Genomic DNA, 19214 nt, shown 5'->3' on the forward strand with positions numbered 1-19214 from the left:
TGGGCCCGGTCGCTAGCGACGTTGAGTTTGCGAGAGAGGGACGATAGGATCGGCCAATGCTAATGGTTTGCAATAATTAGGGAAAGTCACGGGAGACCTGTCATCGAATTTCCAGAATGGCTCAGTCAGGCCTGGCCGCCAATAAAGCGGGTCATCCAGCGTGAACCCGGCGATCATCCTGACGTTCCCCTGAACCGACTTGCCGATCCTGCAGTGCTGCAACCGCTGCTGACGCGCTTTGCCCTGCTGTACCCGGGGGTGAACAGCGCGGCGGTGGTTTCCCAGTGGTCGATGAACTACATGAGCATCGTCCTGCCGGCGACTTTCGCCTGTGTGTTGACCCGCGGTGGCGCGATCGACTTCTGGAACGGGGAATTCGTTCTGGTTCACGATGACGGGCAGCCCAAGGCGCTGGGGCTGGCCGAGCCGCTGCCGGTCCTGGCAGCTGAGGACCGCGCCGCCTATTGGTCGCGCCTGATCCACGAACACCTGGCGCCGCTGTTCGCCACCCTGGCGGCTGCCGGTGGTCTGGCACCGAAAATCCTCTGGGGCAACATGGTCGCGATCTGGGATGGCGCGTTCGCCCGGATGGACCCTGATTTGTCCCGCGACGGCTTCGCCGACGCCCATGCCTGTCTGGAACCGGTCACGGTCAATGACGGTCGCCTCAAGCTGCGCGGCCTGCAATGGATGGTCCAATCCCCTGCGCCCGAGGTATGCCCGCAACTGCCGCTGCGCCGGCATTGCTGCCTGCATTACCAACTGCACGCGCCGGTCGAAGGCGAGCCCGCCGTACTCTGCGAATCCTGCCCCAAACTGCACCGCCTGCCGCTGGCGGAGCAGGTCAGTTATCTGCATTACATCTACGAGTAAGCCCATTACACCGGCCCCGCAGGAGCGAGGCTTGCCCGCGAAGGCGACGTGTCAGTCACCATTGCAGTCGGCTGAACTGACGCTTTCGCGGGCAAGCCTCGCTCCCACAGGGTTTTGGGTTGTTTGAAGGATTTGTGGCGGCATGGAGTCTGTGGGAGCGGGCTTGCCCGCGAAGGCGACGTGTCAGTCACCATTGCAGTCGGCTGAACTGACGCTTTCGCGGGCAAGCCTCGCTCCCACAGGGTTTTGGGTTGTTTGAAGGATTTGTGGCGGCATGGAGTCTGTGGGAGCGGGCTTGCCCGCGAAGGCGGCGTGTCAGTCGCCATTGCAGTCGGCTGAACTGACGCTTTCGCGGGCAAGCCTCGCCCCTACAGGACTTTTTCAAGAGGCTGGGTGCGAGGGGTGATCTCGCTCAACGTCCCGTTCTCAACCCGGATCAACCGATCGGCGAGGCCAAAATACGCATCATCATGTGAAATCACGATCACCAGCTTCCCGCGCTCGCGCAGGTCGGTGAGGATGCGGTGGTAGAAGAAGTGCTTGAACACCGGGTCCTGGTCCGCCGCCCATTCATCGAACAGGTAGCAGGGACGATCGTCCAGCCAGGCGCTGAGCAGGGCCAGGCGTTTGCGTTGGCCGGTGGACAGGGCCAGGGTGGTCAGCTGTCCGTTCTCGATCTGCACCTTGTGGTCCAGTTGCAGGTTCACCAGGTACTCCTGAGCCTGCTGTATGCGCTGCGGATCGTCGCCATGCAGCAGATTCTCGAACAGACAGAAGTCGGTAAAGATCGCCGAGAAGTGCTGGCGGTAATGGTGATTGTCATTGGCTGACGACACCTGCTCATCGAGCACGATGTCACCGTTTTCCGGACGGTAAAGCCCGGTCAGCAACATGGCCAGAGTGGTCTTGCCGCTGCCGTTGCCGCCGGTGATGAACACCGTTTCCCCGGCATTGAGCGTCAGGTCGACCGGCCCGAAGGTGAAATGCCCGTCCTCGCGTTCGCGGTAGTAGGTGTGGGCGACCTGGCGGCAGACCAGGCTGCGCACCTGGGTCGGCGGGATCGACTCGACGACCTCGCTGGCACTCTCCATTTCGCCTTCCAGCGCGCGGATCTTGTTCAGCGCAACGCTGGCCCGGCCCAAGGTGGGCAGGGCGTGCATCAGCTCCGACAGCGGCGTGATCATGTACAGGATGGCCAGGATAAAACCGGTCACCAGGCTGGTGCTCAGCTCGATGAACTGCGGCGCCACGAACAGCACCACACCGATCAGCATGTAGAACACCGCATTGCCCCAGTTGAGCACCACGGCGTAGATGCTCATGCCGCGCACGAAGTCCTGGCGATACTGCTTGCTCACCGGCAACAGCAGGCGGCTGAAGAAATGCTGGCGGCGCGGGTGGTTCAGTTGCAGTTCCTTGCTGCCGTCGGTGAGCAGGCGGTACTGATCGAACAGCTGATCCTTCAATTCACGGGCCTTGGAGATCGACGTCAGCGCCCGCCGCTGCGGCCAGTTGAAACTCAGACTACCGAGCACGATCAGCGTCAGCGTCAGCACCAGCAATGGAAAGCTCAGCCAGCCCAGATACCCCAGGCAGGCGGCGATGATCCCGGCGTTGACCAGCAGGATCGGCACCAGCTCCACCGCCTGGCTGATGGTCTGGGTGTCGTCGGTCAGCATCGCCAGCAACCGATGCTTGCCCAGGCGCTGCAACTGCGCGTACGGCGTGTCGATCAGCTTGGCGCTCAGGTGCAGGCGCATGTCGTGCACCGCGCCCTGGCCCAGGCGCAGCAGGCTGACATCGGCGATCACCCGCGACACCGCGACCAGCAGCACCAGCCCGGCGAAATACCAGCCATCGGCCGGCCGCAACTGGTCGAACACTTCAAGGCTGTGGTTGATGGAGGCGATCAGGCCCGCCGCCGCCAAGCCACAGATCAGGCCGGTCAGGGTCGCGATCAGCAGCGCGCGCCATGAACGTTTGGCCATGAGAATCAACAAATCCATTTCAAACCGCTCCGCGTGGGGTGAAGGCCTCGAGCTGCGCACCCAGCTGCTGATGCAGAGTGGTCTGTTCGAGGATGGTCAAGTGTTGTGCCTGGATCACTTCGCGGGTCAATCGACCGCTGCTCAGGCGTTCCCAGTGCGGGTCGACGAAGGCGCTGTCGGCCAGGGTGTCGCTGGCCCACCACAGATGCACGTCACAGCTTAGCCGTGGCGGCTGGAAGGTCGCCAACAGATGCTGGGTATGCTGCTGGTAGCGCAGCCGCGTTTGCAGGTGCTCCCAGCTGTCGCCATCCAGTTGCAGGCCTTGCTGACGCGCCCACTGCACCAGTTCCGGCAGGCGAGCGGCCGGTGCCAGGGCTTGCAGTTGCGCGGTCAATGCTGTGAGAACCGCCGGTGGCAGCTGGCGCATCAGCGTCTGGCTGTCCGCGGTCAGGGCCGGCACGGCCGAGGCCAGCAGCGCCTCGACGCTGTCTTCCGGCGCCTGATGCTGGTACTGCGAATCGACAATCCCGAGGAAGGCCACCTGTTCACCCGCGCGCTCCAGGTGCGCGGCGGCGGCAATCGCCAGCAATCCACCGAGGGAGAAGCCCAGAAGGTGATAGGGCCCTTGCGCCTGCTGCTCGCGCAGATGCTCGACATACAGCGCAGCCAGACTGTCGATATCGCCGCCCAGCGCCGTGCTGTCGTCGGTCAGATAAGCCGCCTGCAAGCCCCACAGATTCCACGCCGGCAACGGTGAGCGCAGCGCGCGGTAGTCCTGCACGTGCCCGGTGGACGGGTGGAAGCAGAACAGGTTCGGCGCCGCGACGTTATCCTGCGTCGCCAGCTTCACCAGCGGCGAAAGCTTGAGCTCGGCCTGCACCAGCGCGGCGAACGCCGAAACGCTCGGCGCGGTGAACACGGCATTGACCGTCACCGGAGCCGAAAGCACGGTCTGCAAGCGGCTGGCCAGGGTCACCGCCGCCAGCGAATGGCCGCCGAGTTCAAAGAAGTCATCGTCGATACCGACCCGTTCGAGCCCCAGCACTTGCGCCCAGACCTCAGCGAGCAGAGCTTGCAGCGGCGTGCGCGGCAGGGCGCTGCCGACGCTGTCGAGCACCTTGTCGGCCCATTGCTGCAAGGTCTTGCGATCAAGCTTGCCGTTGCCCATCAGCGGCAGCGCTTCGACGATCCGCAATGCCGGCAGCATGTAGTCCGGCAGGCGATCCTGGGCCTGGCCGTGCAGTTGCGCCACGGTCACCGATTGTCCCGGCGCCAGGGTCAGGAAGGCGAACAACTGCTGACCCCATTCACCCTTGGCCAGGCATTCCACCGCCGCCTGGGCCACGCCCGGCAGGCTCGCCAGTTGTGCCTGGATCTCGTCCAGCTCCACCCGGAAACCACGGATCTTCACCTGGCGGTCGGCACGGCCGCTGATTTCCAGGCTGCCGTCATGGCGATAACGGGCCAGGTCGCCGGTGCGGTACAGGCGTTCGCCCGCCACCTCGATAAAGCGCTCGCTGCTCTGTTGCGCATCCAGATACCCCCGCGCCACTTGCGGGCCGGCGATATACAGTTCGGCGTTGACCCCGGGTGCGACCACTTCCCGCTGCTCATCGAGCAGATACAGACGCATGCCGTCCAGACGATCGCTCAGCGGCAGGCGACGGTAATCGCAGGCCGGATCGAGCCGGTGCATCGCCACCCCGACCGTGGTTTCGGTGGGGCCGTAGTGGTTGAAGATCGTCAGCGACGGTGCCAATTCACGCAGGCTTTGCAGCAGGCGCGGCGAGCAGCTTTCGCCACCGACGATCAGCTGTTTGCGTGGCAGCACGGCGGCGCTGCGGCCGTGCAGCAGCCAGGCATCGAGCAGCGACGGCACGATTTTCAGGTGATCGATCGGATAGGCCGCTTGCCAGTCCGCCCAAGCCTGGGCATTCATCGCGGTGTCCTTGTCCAGAATGTGCAATTCACCGCCGCTGAGCAGGGCGGGGAACAGCAGGGTGTAACCCAGGTCCGCCGCCAGCGCGGTGACCACGGCGCTGCGTTCCCCCGGTTGCAAATCAAGGCGACGGGTCACGCTGGCGATGTAACTGGCGAGCTGGCCATGTTCGACGATCACGCCTTTTGGCGTGCCGGTGCTGCCGGAAGTGAACAGCACATAGGCGGCGTCCTGGGGGAGAATCTCGGTATCCAGTGCCGTCATCGGGCTTTGATGCCAAGCCGCTGTATCGCGCAAGTCCAGGCTGCCCACCGAAGGCAAGGCCGGGCCATTGCCGGCCGCACCGCTGAGGACGAACACCGGTTGCGCCTGTTGCAGAATCGCCAGGGAACGCTGCGCCGGTTGTTGCACGTCCAGCGGCACGAACGCGGCGCCGCACTTGTGCACGGCGAGCATCGCCAGAACCATCGATGCCGAGCGCTCCAGATACAACGCCACCCGGTCTTCAGCCCCCACGCCCTGGGCGCGCAAGTAGTGCGCCAGCTGATTGCTGCGCGCGTCCAGTTCGGCGTAGCTCAGGTGCTGAGTCCGGTCGCGCAGCGCCAAGTGATCGGGGAACTGGACAGCACAACGAGTGAAGCCCGCCGGCACGCTGACGAAGGCCTGCGCCGCAGCGGGGCCGTGCAATTCAGTCAGGGTCATGGAGAAGGTCGGCGAATGCAGCGACAGTTCGGCCAGGGTCTTGCCGGCATCACCGACGGCATCGATCACCAGCGACTGCAACTGCTCCAGCAGAACCAGCGCCGCCTGTTCGCTGTAGCGGTTCGGCAGATGGCACAGGTTCAGGCGATAGCCGCCCTCGACGGCTTCAGCCACCAGCAGCAACTCGATGCCCGGAGGTATGGCGTGAACATCCTGCACCGTGAAAGACGCAGCACTGCTGCCCAGCCAATCGAAGCGCTGACCCGGGCTGGCGCTCCACTGGTACCCATAACGGGAACCCTCGGCCGCGCCACCGTACTCCTGCCACTCCGTGGCCGCTTCGCAACGTGCCTGCAAATCCGTCAACGCCTGGACAAAGCGGCTGTCGGTGGCCGGCTCGAAGCGCAAGGGCAGGGCCTTGGCGAACAGCCCCCAGCAGTCGGCGAGTTCTTCGTAGTCGTCGCGGCAGTCATGCACCCAGTTCAGTGTCAGGGCGGGCGTGTCGCCGGTGCTCAGACGTTGCAGCAGCACGCCCCAGGCGGTCATCAACACCTGCTCGGGGGACGCGTCGTGACGCTGGCAAAAGCTGTCCAGTGCCGTGCTCAAAAGGGTGCTGGCCGTCAGGCGAGTCGTAACAGGCGCATCAGCCTGATCGCTGCGCACCTGACGATAAAGCAGCTCATTGCCAGCCTGCTCATCCAGTGCCTGGCTAGACCAGAACTGCCGGCCCAGCGCGGCGTCTTCATCAGTCTGCAAGTCCTGCAGCCAGGCGCTGTACTGGGTGTAGGTCATGGCCTCGTCATCGAACGCTGGCACAGACCCCGAACCCAGCGCTTCGGCCAAGCGCAGCAGGGTGCCACGGTCGGCGCCCAATGCTGGCAGTTGCAGGGTCACCCGGTACAGGTTGTTCGCCAGGTTTTCCACCTCGACGCTGATGGCGTCAGGTGCAGCGGCCGCTGCGACCTGCAACGGCACTTGCAAGCCCGGCTCCGGCCGTACCCGCAAGCGCAAGGCTTCGTGGGCCGCGCTGAAAGCGGCCAACCGTTCCTGCAAACGGTCCAGCGCCAGCTCGCCGGACACCTCCAGTTCCAGGCGCGCCGCCGGCAACCCGGCCAACCACTGGCTGCGTTGCTGCGGCGACAGGGCGAAGGCGTCTTCGCGTTGTTCGAAAGCGGTCATGCCTGCACCTCGGCGTCGAGCTGTTCACGATTCATCATCTGCCCCATGGCGACACAGATCTTGCGTTCGCCTTCAAAAGGGTCGCGGGCGTGGGCCACCAGCATGTTGTCGAGCATCACCATGTCACCTTTCTGCCAGGCGAAACGCACGGCACAGTCCTCGTAAGCGGCGCCGATCACCTCCATGACCTCGTCTTCGATCACGCTGCCGTCGCCGTAATAGACGTTGCGCGGCAGGTTGCCCAGGCCGAACAGGTTGATCAGGTTGCTGCGCACTTCAGGCTCCAGGCACGCGCAGTGGTGCAGTTGTACCTGATTGAAGAACGACAGTTCACCGGTGTCCGGATGGGCGACGATGGCCGGGCAGTGCTGGGCGATTCGCAGGTTGTCCGCGCCCAGCCATTCCCATTGCATGCCGGTCTCGCGGCACTGACGCTCCACTTCTTCGCGCACTTCGGTCTTGAAGAAGTCCTGCCAGCGCACGTCCAGCTTGTCGGTGAAATGCCGCACGTACAGCAGGCCTTTGGCTTTGAGGCGCGCAACGATGTCCTCGGGCAGGCGTGCCAGTACCTGACGGCAATCGACGATGGGCGTGCAGCCGCCGCGCGGCGCCGGGATCTCGCAGAAGAACCACTGCTTGCGCGGCCATTGCGGCAGGTGCGAGCTCTCGTTGTGGAACAGGATCATGTGCTGCTCCGGGTACGGCGTCGAATGGTAAATGTTCTTGCCGGAGGTGTTCTTCGGCAGGTCGCCGTAGGTCCCGTACAGGTCCGGTTCGATGGCCTGCGCGAACTGCTCGAAAGCAGCTGCGTCGGGCAGGTTGAAGCCGCGGAACAGCAGGCCGCCGTGGGTGCGCAGCTGTTCGTTGATCCACGGCCGGGCTTGCAGCGCCCAGTGCACCGGGTCGAGATCGCCCAGCAGCGGTTCGATCACCAGCGGCAGCGCCTGGCCGTCGAGCAGCATGCGGGTGCGCACCTGCTCATGGGCCAGCTGACTCACGCCACAGGCGCGGGTTTGCTTGAGCTTGCTCATCTTCGACATCTTGCGGGCGCTGCGCGCGGCGGCATCGTCCATCGGCGCTTCAGCTTGGGCAGGCGCTTGATCAGAGCTGCCCTCAAGGCGCCACGACCAGTCTTGCAGGGCTTGTTCAGGTGCAGTCACGATACGCTCCAGCAGATTTTCGAAGCCTTGTTCCAGGCGATTGACAGTCGGTGCGCCGAGCACGCTGGTGCGGTAGACCCAGCGCACGTTCAGGCCTTGCTCGTCGTCTTCCTCGACGAACACCGCGAGGTCGAACTTGCTGCTCTCCTGACCCGGCAGCAGATGTTCCTCGATGTCCAGGCCCGGCAGGCTGGCGTTGGTGTCCGGTGTGTTCTGCATCACGAACAGCACCTGCACCAGCGGATTGACCCCCGGCGTGCGCGGCGGTTGCAGCGCTTCCACCAGTTTGTCGAACGGCACCTGCTGGTGCTGGAACGCCGACAGGCAGTCGTCGCGCAGGCGTTGCAGGCGGGCGTCGAATCCCTCGCCTTCGGTGAGGCGCGCGCGGATCGGCAGCACGTTGACGAAGAAGCCGATCAGGTTCTCCACCGCCGGGTGTTCGCGGTTGGCCAGGTCGGTGCCGACGATGAAATCGTGGGCGCCGGTGGCTCGCTGCATCAGGCTGTTGAAGGCATTGAGCAGGACCATGAACAGCGTCGCCTTCTGTTCCTGGGCATAGGCCTTGAGCACTCGGGTCTGGGCCGGGGTGAAGCGTTGTTGCAGGGACGCGCCCAGATAATCCGGACGGGCCGGACGCGCAGTGTCCAGCGGCAGTGGAATCAGGGTCGGCGCGCCTTCCAGCTGACGGCGCCAGTAGTCGATGGCGCGGGCCAGCAGGCGCTGTTGCGGTTCGCTGCGTTGCCAGTGGGCATAGTCGGCGTACTGGATCGGCAGCGGCGCGAAGACCGGCGTCGAACTAGTGCTGTAAGCCAGATAGCCGGTGATCAGCTCCTGCATCAGGATGCCCATGGACCAGGCATCGGTGGCGATGTGGTGCAGCACCACTTGCAGCACGTGATCGTCCTGACCCAGGCGCAGCAGACTGGCACGCAGCATCGGCGCCTGTTGCAGGTCGAACGCACGCGCGGCCTGCTCGTCGATCAGGCGTTGCAGGGTTTGCATCTGCGCATCGCCCGCCAGCGCCGAGAGATCGGTCGGCGTCAGGTCGACGGTCGGTGCCGGACTGATGACCTGGATAGGCTGGTCGCCCTTGAGCTGGAAGGCGGTACGCAGCGACTCATGACGCTCCAGTACCAACTGCAAGGCTGCTTGCAGCGCGCCGATGTCCAGCGCACCGCGCATTCGCACCACCGAACCCATGTTGTAGGCCGCGCTCGGGCCTTCGAATCGGTCGAGGAACCACAGCCGTTGTTGAGCGAACGACAGCGGCAGCAGTTGGTCACGCGAGACAGGGACGATCTCGCTTTCGCTGTCCAGCCCGTTCTGCGCCTCACGCTGGCGGTCCACCGCCTGGGCCAGCTGCTCCAAAGTGCCGCCTTCGAACAGGATGCGCAGCGGCAGATTGACCTCCAGGCGACGGCGAATCCGCGACAGCACCTGGGTGGCCAACAGGGAGTGACCGCCAATGGCGAAGAAGTCGTCGTGCACGCCGACGCTGTCCAGGCCGAGGATGTCCTGCCAGAGTTCGGCCAGGACTTTCTCGGTTTCCGTGCGCGGCGCCACGCGTTGTTGCTGATCCTGCTCGGCCAGCGGCACGTCCAGGGCGGCGAGGGCACGGCGGTCGACCTTGCCGTTGGGGTTGAGCGGCAGTTGCGCCAGATTCAGCCAGCGGGCCGGCACCATGTAGGCCGCCAGTTGCTGGCCCAGGTAGGCACTGAGCACCTGCTGCGCGGATTCGCTGGTGAATTCGGCGGCGCTGTCGAGCACGTACCAGGCCACCAGTTGCAGCGCGCCACGGGCGTCGGGCAGGGCCAGTACCGCCGCGCTGTTGACTGCCGGGTGCTGCATCAGGCGGTTTTCGATTTCGCCCAGTTCGATACGCAAACCACGGATCTTGACCTGCTGGTCGCGACGACCCAGGTATTCGAACACGCCATCGGCACGCATCCGGCCGATGTCACCGGTGCGATACAGGCGCGCGCCCGGCTCGAACGGATGATCGACAAAGGCTTCGCGGGTGCGTTGCGGGTCGCGCAGGTAACCGCGGCCGACGCCGATCCCCCCGATACACAGCTCGCCCGGAACACCGATCGGCACCATGCGCAGGTCGGCATCGAGCACGAACATCTGGTTGTTGGCGGTCGGCGTGCCGATCGGCATATGCAGGCAATCGGCGTCCGGTGCCTGGGTGATGGCATGGAAAGCCACGTCGTCCGAACACTCGGCCGGGCCGTAGGCGTTCATCATCGGGATGTTCGGGAAGCGTGCGCACCAGTCTCGCGCCAAGGCCGGTGGCAGGGCTTCGCCGGTCGGCAGCAACCAGCGCAGGCTGCTCAGACCGTGTTGCGCCTGGCTTTCCTGGAGCATGCCGCGAATCAGCGCCGGCACGGTTTCCAGCAGGGTCAGGCCGTGCGCCTGAACGGCATCGAGCAAGGCCAGCGGATCGTGGGCCTGGGCATCCGGGAGGATGTGCACGGTGGCGCCGAACAGCGGCGCGGCGAGGAACTGCCACACGCAGATATCGAAGGCCGCCGAGGCGGTCTGGGCGATACGGTCGTGCTCACCCAGGCCCAGGGACGGCACCTTGCCGAACATGTTGTTGAGCATGCCGCGCTGCTCGACCATCACGCCTTTGGGCTTGCCGGTGGAGCCGGAGGTGAAGATCACGTAGGCCAGCTGGTCCGGATTGTGGACGTAGCTGACCGCCGGCTGCTCGGCGCCTTGCCAGAGGATCTGGGTGATCAGGCAGGTCGGTTGTCTGGCCATTTGCGGCAGGACGTTGTCCAGGGTCGCCTTGGCGTGTTCGCACACCAGCAGCACCGGCGCTTCACCCAGCTCCAGCAGTTCCGCCAGGCGCGCAGGCGGTTGCTGGATGTCCAGCGCCTGGAACGCGGCGCCGGCCTTGAGGGTGGCGATCATCATGGTCAACAGTGCCAGGCCGCGTTCGGCAAACAGCGCCACCAGGGTTTCCGGGCCGACGCCTTTGGCTTGCAGCGCGCGGGCGATGCCGTTGGTGCGGCGGTCCAGCTCGGCGTAGGTCAGCGATTCGCCCTGGCAGACCGCGGCGATGTGCTGCCCACGGTTGCGCACCTGATCGGCGAACAGCGCGGCATAACCACGCTCCAGCGGGAAATCCACGGCGCTGCGGTTGTATTCCACCTGCAACTGCTGACGCTCGGCCGACGGCAGCATGTGCAGGCTGCCCAGCGTGGCATGTGGCTCATCGAGCATGCTGGTCAGCAACTGCACCAGATGCCCCAGCATGCGCTGGACGGTCTCGCCGGTGAAACGCTGGTTGTCGTAGGACAGGCGAATGCCCAGGCGATCGCCGGGGTAGAGCACCACGGTCATCGGGAAGTTGGTGTGCACCCGGTCTTCGTAGATGTCGATGCTGAAGTTGTCCAGTTGCACGCTGCTGATATCCAGCGGGGCGTTTTCGAACACCACCAGGCTGTCGAACAGTTGCTGGCCGCGCGGCACACCGCTGCAACGCTGGATGTCCACCAGCGAGGTACTTTCGTGTTCGCGCAGTTGCGCGTTGTGCGACATCAGGGCCTGCAGCCAGTCGCAGACCAGCGCCTGTGGGTCGACATCGACCCGCAGCGGCAGGCTGTTGATGAAGATCCCGACCATTTCCTCGACCCCGGCCAGATCGGTAGGGCGACCGGCCACGGTGACGCCGAACAGCACGTCGCGATTGCCGCTGTAGCGCGACAGCAACAGGGCCCAGGCACCTTGAATCCAGGTGTTGGGCGTCAACTGGTATTGCTGGCACAGCTGCTGCAAACGCTGGGTCTGGGCGATGCTCAGGGTGCGGTCCTGATCGCCGACCGCTTCCGGCGCCTGCTCGGCACGGGCCGGCGGGCTGTCCACGTGCAACGGCGTCGGCTCGCTGAAGCCCGCGAGATCGGCTTGCCAGAAGGCCAGGGCCGCGGCCATGTCGTGGCGCTCCAGCCAGCTCATGTAGCCACGGAACGAACGGAACAGCGGACGCGCCACCGGCTCCTGACGCACGATCGCCTGATAGATCGCCAGCAGGTCTTCCATCAGCAAACCGAAGCACCAGGCATCGGTGAGGATGTGGTGGAAGCTGCGCACCACGGCGAAACGACGCTCGTCGAGCTGGAAAATCCGCAGGTGGGTCAACGGCGCGCGGGCCATGTCGAAGCCTTGCTGGCGCTGCGCTTCGAGGGCCTGGTCCATGGCCAGGCGCTGCTGCTCGGCATCGAGGTGGCGCAGGTCCTGCCAGTCGAACGCCGGGTCGGTCTTGCGGAACACGCATTGCAGCGGCGCGTGGTCTTCCTGCCACCAGAACGCGGTGCGCATCATCGGGTGGCGGTCGAGGAACAGCTGCCAGGCCGCTTCCATGGCGGGGCGTTGCAGGGCGCCGTCCCAGCTGTAGCGTTGCTGCATCAGGTAGATGCCGCTGTGGGGTTGCAGCAGGGTGTGCAGCAGCATGCCCTGTTGCATCGACGACAGTGGATAGAGGTCCTCGATGTTCGGCCAGTCCAGCGGCTCGGCCGCCAGGGTCGCCGCTTGCTTGTGGCACAGCGGGAAGGCCGCGCTGGCAGGGCGCAACTCGGGCTGGGCGAGCAGGGCGGCGAGGTCGGTCAGGCGTTGCACCAGTTGTGGTGCCCAGTCAGCGGCCAGCGTGCCTTCACAGCGCAGGTGCAGGCGACCGTCCTGCCAGCTGGCGTCCAGGGTCAGTGCGTAGTGGGGTGCCGACGGCCGATGCGCCGCTTCGACCTGGGTCAGGATCGCGCGTTGTTCGCGATGGCCGTCACGGTCGCCCAGCCAGCGGATGGCGACAGGGGCGGCGGGCAGGTCGCGCAGGGGTTCCTGCAGGTAGGTGTTGTCCGACAGGTAACGCAGGGCGCCGTAGTCGGCGCCGTGTTGCGGGTAGGCGCGCAGCTGCGAGGCGGTGGCCTGCAAGCGCTGCAGCAGGGTTTCGCCCTGCGGCTGGAGGTAGAACGGCACCGCCAGTTCCAGGGCGCCGATGATGCGTACCGGGTCCAGGTCGGCCACGGCAATCGGCGCGCTGACCGGCAGGCGATCGGCTGCCGGGCGGGCGTCGTGCAGGTTGAGGGCAATCAGTCCGGCGCCGGCGACTTCGCGGCATTGCTCGGCCACGGCGCTGGCCAACAGGTTGTTCCAGTCCAGTTGCAGCACGTCGCCCAGGCGCTTGAGGTCGCTGGAGGTGTCCGCCGGCAACGTGTGTTCGATCACACCGCTGGCCTGCTGGCTGACCGGCAGTTGCAGCACGTCCATGCCGGCGAATTGCAGCCAGTGTTCCCAGGCCTCGTCCAGCGCATCACCTTGTGCATGGCTCTGCTGATGGCGGGTCCACTGGGTGAAGTCGCCACCGTTGTAAGCCAGGCGCACCGGCCGTTGGTACAGCAGTTGCGCCAGCGCCAGGTTGAGGTCGGACAGCAGCAGCGACCAGGACGCTTCGTCCACGCACAGCGGGTGGGCGGCGAGCAATACGCAGTGCTTGCCGCCATGCTCCAGCAGGCTGGCGTGCAGGGTTTGTCCGGCGCTCAGTTCAAGGGCCTCGACGCCGGCCTGAGCCAGGGTTTGCAGGCGTGTCTGGTCGAGGTCTTCAAGGGTCTGACGGCTGATCACCGACGCCTTGGCCGCCACCATCACGCGCTGCTGCCATTGGCCTTCAGGCGAGACTTGCAGTGCCAGGCGCAGGGCCTGATGGTGCTGTTGCAGGGCGCTGATCGCCTGGCTCAGCAGATCGCTGTCGATGGATTGGCTGAGGGCCACGCAACGCCAGGTGGCGTCCAGCGAACCTTGCTCCAAACGTGCCAACTGACCGGCCCCCAGGGGCAATTCATAACCATCGGCCAGGTTCTCGGCCACGGCGTTGCTGGCATCGGCACCCAGCACCCGGGCGATGTCGGCGATGGTGCGGTTTTCGAACAGCTGGCGCGGGGTGAGCTTGAGTCCCTGCTGGTTGGCGCGGGCAATGATCTGCAGGTTGAGGATCGAGTCGCCGCCCAGGGCGAAGAAGTTGTCTTGCACGCCCACGCGATCGAGCTTCAGCACGTCCTGCCAGATCTGCGCCAGCAACGCTTCGACTTCGTTGCGCGCAGCGATATGGCTGGCGCTGTCGTCGGCCGCTTTCTGCGGCAGTGGCAGGCGCGAGGCGTCGACCTTGCCGTTACGGTTCAGAGGCAGTTCGTCGAGGGTGATGAAGTGCGCCGGGACCATGTAGTCCGGCACGCGCATCGCCAGATCGTCGCGCAACTTGGCCGGCGACAACGACTGGCTGGCCACCAGCCAGGCGACCAGACGCAGGCCGCCGTCCAGTTCGACGGCACGCACCAGTGCCTGTTCGATCAAGGGCGACAGGCGCTTGATCTGCGCTTCGACTTCGCCCAGTTCCAGACGGTTGCCGCGAATCTTCACCTGGCTGTCGACCCGGCCGAGGAACGCCAGTTGACCGTCCACCAGCCAGCGCACGCGGTCGCCGGTGCGATACCAGCGTTGTTGCTGCGCGTCGACGATGAAGCGCTCATCGGTGAGGTCCTGACGGTGCAGATAACCGCGAGCCAGCGCGCCGCCGATCAGCAGCTCGCCGGACACGCCGGTCGCCACCGCTTGACTGTTGCCATCGACTACCCGTAATTGGCGATTGGGCAGGGGACGGCCCAGGGCGATGCTGCGCAGACCGGTCGGCAGTTCGGTGGCAATAGCGCCGACGGTGGCCTCGCTGGGGCCGTAGTGGTTGAACACCTTGAGTTGCGGCGCCAGGCCTTTGACCTTGTCCAGCAGCGCCGGGCTCAGGGCATCGCCACCGAACACCAGCAGCGCGCTTGGGAGCAGACGGGCATCGGGCAAGGCCTGCAACAGGCCGCCGAGATGGCTCGGGGTGATTTTCAGTACATCGATCGGGTGCTGGCTGAACAGTTCGGCCAGTGCCAGCGGGCTGAAGCCGCTGTCGTCATCCACCAGCAACAGGCTGCCGCCGGTGCACAGGGCACCGAACAACTGGGTGTGGCCGAGGTCGGCGGCAACGCTCGACAGCAGGCCGTAACGGGCCGCTGGCGGCGGGTTGAGCACCGACTGCACGGCGGTCACGTAGTCAACGATGGCCCGGTGTTCGACCACCACGCCCTTTGGCGTGCCGGTGGAACCCGAGGTGTAGATCACGTAGGCGGCAGCATCCGGGCTGTGCGTCACGGAAGGCACGCTGTCCGGTTGGGTGGCGATTGCAGCCGCGGCCTCGGTCAGCCACAGCGCCGGGGTATGCTCTGCCAGACGGGTCAACTGAGCCGAAGGCGCAGCGCCGATCAGCAGCGCGGCGCGGCTGTCCACCAGCACATCGGCCAGGCGTCCGGCGGGTTGTTTCAGGTCCAGCGGCAGGTAAGCAGCGCCGGCCTTGAGGGTGGCCAGCAGGGCGATGACGAAATCGGCGCTGCGATCCAGGGCCAGGGCCACCAGGCTGTCGGCACCGATGCCTTGGGCGCGCAGATGCTGGCTGAGCTGGTTGGCGCGCTGATCGAGCTCACGGTAGGTCAGGGCGAGCTGACGGTCGCGCACCGCCAGTTGTTCAGGGTTCGCGGCGACCTGCTGTTCGAAGCGCTGGTGCAGGCATTGCTCCGGCACCGGCAGGCTCGCGCCGCTGCCTTTGGCGAGCAATTGCTGCTGCTCTTCAGTGCTCAGCCAGTCGAGTTCGGCAACCCGGCATTGCGGCTGTGCGGTCATCGCCAGCAGGATCGCGCGCAGTTGCGCCGACAGCACGGCGATCTCCGCATCGCTGAAACGCTTGCGGTCGTAGCTGAACAGGTAGTTCAGCTGCTCGCCCGGCACCACGATCAGCGACAGCGGGAAGTGGTTGCGGCCCTGGGTGTGGGTGATGCCGTCGACCTGCTGATCGTTGGACGGCGCGATGAAGCTCAGGCCATCGGCGTCCTGATTGAGGGCGTCGGTGACCGGGAAGTTTTCGAACACCAGGATCGAATCGAACAGCGCCCGCTCGGCTGCGATCTTGCTCATCGACTTGAGCTTGCCGATCGGCAGGTAGGCGTGGTGACGCAGGTCGCTGTTGGCTTGCTGCAACTGTTGCAACCAGTCCACCAGCGTCGGGCTGTCGGCCCATTGCACCCGCAGCGGCAGGGTGTTGATGAACAGGCCGACGGTGCTTTCGACCGCGCTCAGGTTCTCCGGACGCCCGGCCACGGTCACGCCGTAAACCACGTCATCGCGCCCGGCGTGCTGGCCCAGCAGCAGCGCCCAGGCACCCTGGATCAGGGTGTTGACGGTCAGGTCATGGCGACGGGCGAAGCTCGACAGCTGCTCGGTTTCACCAGCTTGCAGCAGGCTTTCCCGCTCGGCGAACGGTGCGCTCGACGGTGGCTCCAGGCGCACGGCGAAGTCTGGCAGCGGAGTCGGTTCGTTGAGGTCCTGCAACTGCTCGCGCCAGAACGCTTCGGTGGCGGCCATGTCCTGTTCCGCCAGCCACGCGATGTAGTCGCGGTAAGGGCGGGTCGCCGGCAGGTTGGCGGCGCGGCCCAGGGCCTGTTCGTAGTAGAGCGCCAGCCATTCCTGGATGGCGATGCCCACGCTCCAGCCGTCCATGAGGATGTGGTGGAAGGTCCAGGTCAGGTGAAAGCGCTGTTCGTCCAGACGCACCAGGGACACACGCATCAGCGGCGCGTCGTTCAGTTCCAGCGGTTCGGCCCGTTCGTCCAGTGCAAGCTGTTCCAGCGCGACTTGTTGATCATCGCGCTCGCGCCAGTCCAGCAGGCTCAGCGGCACTGCGAGGTCCTGCTGCACCACCTGATAGGCGTCGTCCAGGTCTTCCCAGAGAAACGCGCTGCGCATCACCGCGTGGCGCTGCATCAGTGCCTGCCATGCACCACGGAACGCGGCGAGGTTCAGCGGGCCCTGGATTTCCAGGCTCAGTTGCTGGTAGTACACCCGCGAATCCGGCTCGAGGACGCTATGGAACAACAGGCCATGCTGAGTTGGCGAAAGGGAGTAGATGTCTTCGATGTTGTTCATGCTTTGACAGGTCCGTAGCTAATTCTTGAAAACGTGTTGAGCGAAGGCAGGGGCGCGTGGGTCGAGTTCCACCCACGCGCCGGCTCGCCCGCTAGCTTTGGGGATTCGGTTTGGTCTTGAGCTTGCTCAGCAACATGTCCAGGGACTTCTGGTTCATGCCCTTGGCCAGCGGGAAGTCCGACGGCATCAGCGCGCCCGACTGCGGATCGAGGCAATGGGCGACCAGCGCCTGCAAATGTTCCAGCAGGCGCGCCGGCAGGCGGCTGTCGGCATCGGGCGTGACGCTGTGCCATTCGATGTGCAGCACGCCTTCCTCAAGCCAGGCCACCACTTCACGGCCGTGGCTGACCTTGTTGATCGCGGCCACTTCCGCCGGTGCCTTAAGCGTGCTTGCGCGCAACCAGCCCTCGGGCGCTTGCTCGTGGCCCAGGTAGTTGAACAGCACATCGCCACGGCTCGCCGGCAACTCACCGCGCTGGCGCAGCAGGCCGTGGCCCAGGCCATTGCCCGGTACGGCGCGCAGGGCTTCCTTGGCCTCGCGCACGCGTTCGGCCGGGGCGCCGCTGGATTTGACCCGCAGCGGGAAAAGGGTGGTGAACCAGCCAACGGTGCGGCTGACGTCCAGGCCTTCGAACGGCGCATCGCGGCCGTGACGCTCCAGATCGACGACAATCTCCTCGCGCTTCTCGGCTTGCGCCAGGGTCGCGGCGAGGGCGGCGATCAGCAGCTCTTCCGGTTGCGTGCGATAGGCGGCGTGGGACTCGGTCAGCCATTGCTGGGTGCGGGTGGCATCCCAACGGGCGGACAAGGTCTGGCGTTCGGCGAACGTGGCCGCAGGCGCTGTGTTCTGCGCCGTTTGAACATTCCAGTAACGCTGTTCGGCGCCGACCTTGTCGCCGTGGGCGCGCATCTGCTCGGCCCACTGCCGGTAAGAGGTGGTTTTCGCCGGCAGCGCTGGAGTTTCGCCGCGCTCCAGGCCCTGGTACAGCTGCTGGAAATCTTCCAGCAACGGCGTCCAGGACACGGCATCGACCACCAGGTGGTGGGCGACCAGATACAGGCGCTGCGGTTCGCCTTGCAGCAGCGCGGCGGCGAACAGCGGGCCGTCCTGCAGGTTCAGGCTGCGGGCGACTTGCTCCAGTTGCCCGGGTTGTTCGCACAGGGTCAATTGCGCTTTGTCGACCGGCGCGATGTGCGCCTGCCACTGTCCGTCCTGTTCGGCGAAGCGCAGGCGCAGGGCGTCGTGGTGGGCCACCAGGCGATCCAGGGTTGCCTGGACCAGCGCAGGTTGCAGACGACGGTCACTGTCGGCCAGCACCGACTGGTTCCAGTACGCAGCGTGTGGCTGCTGTTGATCGAAGAACCATTGATGCAGCGGCATCAGCGGCATCGCTCCGGTGACTTCGCCTTGTTCCGCCAGCGTCAGCAGCGGGCTGGCCACCTGGGCCAGGGCTGCCGGGGTCGGCGAGCGGAACAGGTCTTTTGGTGTCAGCGAGTAACCCTGTTCCCGCAGGCGTGAAATCAGCTTCAGACCGAGGATCGAATCACCGCCCAGGGCGAAGAAGCTGTCTGTGGTGCCGACCTCGCGGCCTCTGCTCAGCATGTCACTCAGCAACTCGCCGAACAGCTGGCAAAACAGCGCTTCCAGTTCGTTGCGCGGTGCGACGCGGGCTTCCTGGCTTTGCGGCAAGGGCAGCGCCGCGAGGGCCTTGCGGTCGATCTTGCCGTTGGTGGTCAGCGGCAGGGCCGGTACTTCGACCCACACCGCTGGCACCATGTAGGCCGGCAATTGCGCGCTGAGCAGTGCGCCCAGATCCGATTGCGGGGCGTTGCTGCTGTAGAACGCGATCAGACGGTTATCGAGCACCAGGGTGCAGGCGCCGGTGATGGCGGGCTGGTCGAGCAGCGCGGCATCGATCTCGCCCAGCTCGATCCGCTGGCCACGCAGTTTCACCTGATGGTCGAGACGGCCCAGGTATTCGATGTTGCCATCGGCAAGGAAGCGGCAACGGTCGCCGGTGCGGTACAGGCGATCACCTTCGATGAAGGGACTTGCGAGGAAGCGTTCCTCGGTCAGGTCCGCACGTTTCAGGTAGCCACGGGCCACGCCGACACCGCCGATGTACAGCTCGCCGATGCTGCCGATGGGCAACGGTTGCATGGCCGCGTCAAGGATGTACAGGCGCAGGTTGGCGATGGGTTTGCCGATCGGCACGATCACATCGTCCATCGAGCAACGCCACACCGAGACGTCGATGGCCGCTTCGGTCGGGCCGTACAGGTTGACCAGCGCCGCCGGGTGCTGACCCATGAAACGCCGCACCAGATCCGCCGGCAGCGCTTCGCCGCTGGCGAACACCT

Annotated in this window: 5 protein-coding genes; 1 reads left to right on the forward strand and 4 read right to left on the reverse strand. The window is 65.5% G+C overall.

Annotated elements, in window-relative coordinates; translation table 11 throughout:
* Positions 1-189: 189 nt before the first annotated feature.
* The gene (gene fhuF, locus HNO86_RS27635) at positions 190-873 is read left to right on the forward strand and encodes a siderophore-iron reductase FhuF (RefSeq protein WP_175380104.1); all 684 of its coding nucleotides are present in this window, start codon (positions 190-192) and stop codon (positions 871-873) included.
* 368 nt (positions 874-1241) lie between these two features.
* On the opposite strand, the gene HNO86_RS27640 is transcribed toward fhuF, so the two are convergent.
* From HNO86_RS27640 to HNO86_RS27655, 4 genes are all read right to left on the reverse strand, one after another.
* Positions 1242-2879 carry a cyclic peptide export ABC transporter gene (locus tag HNO86_RS27640; RefSeq protein ID WP_175380098.1) on the reverse strand — a complete coding sequence of 546 codons (1638 nt, stop codon included), beginning with the start codon at positions 2877-2879 and terminating at the stop codon, positions 1242-1244.
* Between the two features lies 1 nt (position 2880).
* On the reverse strand, positions 2881-6681 hold the full coding sequence (locus HNO86_RS27645; protein WP_175380099.1) for a non-ribosomal peptide synthetase: 3801 nt from the start codon (positions 6679-6681) through the stop codon (positions 2881-2883).
* On the reverse strand, positions 6678-16853 hold the full coding sequence (locus HNO86_RS27650) for a non-ribosomal peptide synthetase (protein ID WP_175380100.1): 10176 nt from the start codon (positions 16851-16853) through the stop codon (positions 6678-6680). Before HNO86_RS27650 ends, HNO86_RS27645 begins: the two co-directional genes overlap by 4 nt.
* 91 nt (positions 16854-16944) lie before the next feature.
* A partial coding sequence (locus tag HNO86_RS27655; protein ID WP_175380101.1) for a condensation domain-containing protein occupies positions 16945-19214 on the reverse strand: 2270 nt, incomplete at its 5' end.

Origin of the sequence: Pseudomonas sp. C1C7, from assembly GCF_013359595.1 — a bacterium.
GTDB lineage: Bacteria > Pseudomonadota > Gammaproteobacteria > Pseudomonadales > Pseudomonadaceae > Aquipseudomonas.

What these genes read in the sequence shown, in the direction of transcription:
- HNO86_RS27650 (WP_175380100.1), bottom strand. Translation starts at nt 16,853, where the DNA reads ATGAACAACATCGAAGACATCTACTCCCTTTCGCCAACTCAGCATGGC.
- HNO86_RS27640 (WP_175380098.1), bottom strand. Translation starts at nt 2,879, where the DNA reads ATGGATTTGTTGATTCTCATGGCCAAACGTTCATGGCGCGCGCTGCTG.
- HNO86_RS27645 (WP_175380099.1), bottom strand. Translation starts at nt 6,681, where the DNA reads ATGACCGCTTTCGAACAACGCGAAGACGCCTTCGCCCTGTCGCCGCAG.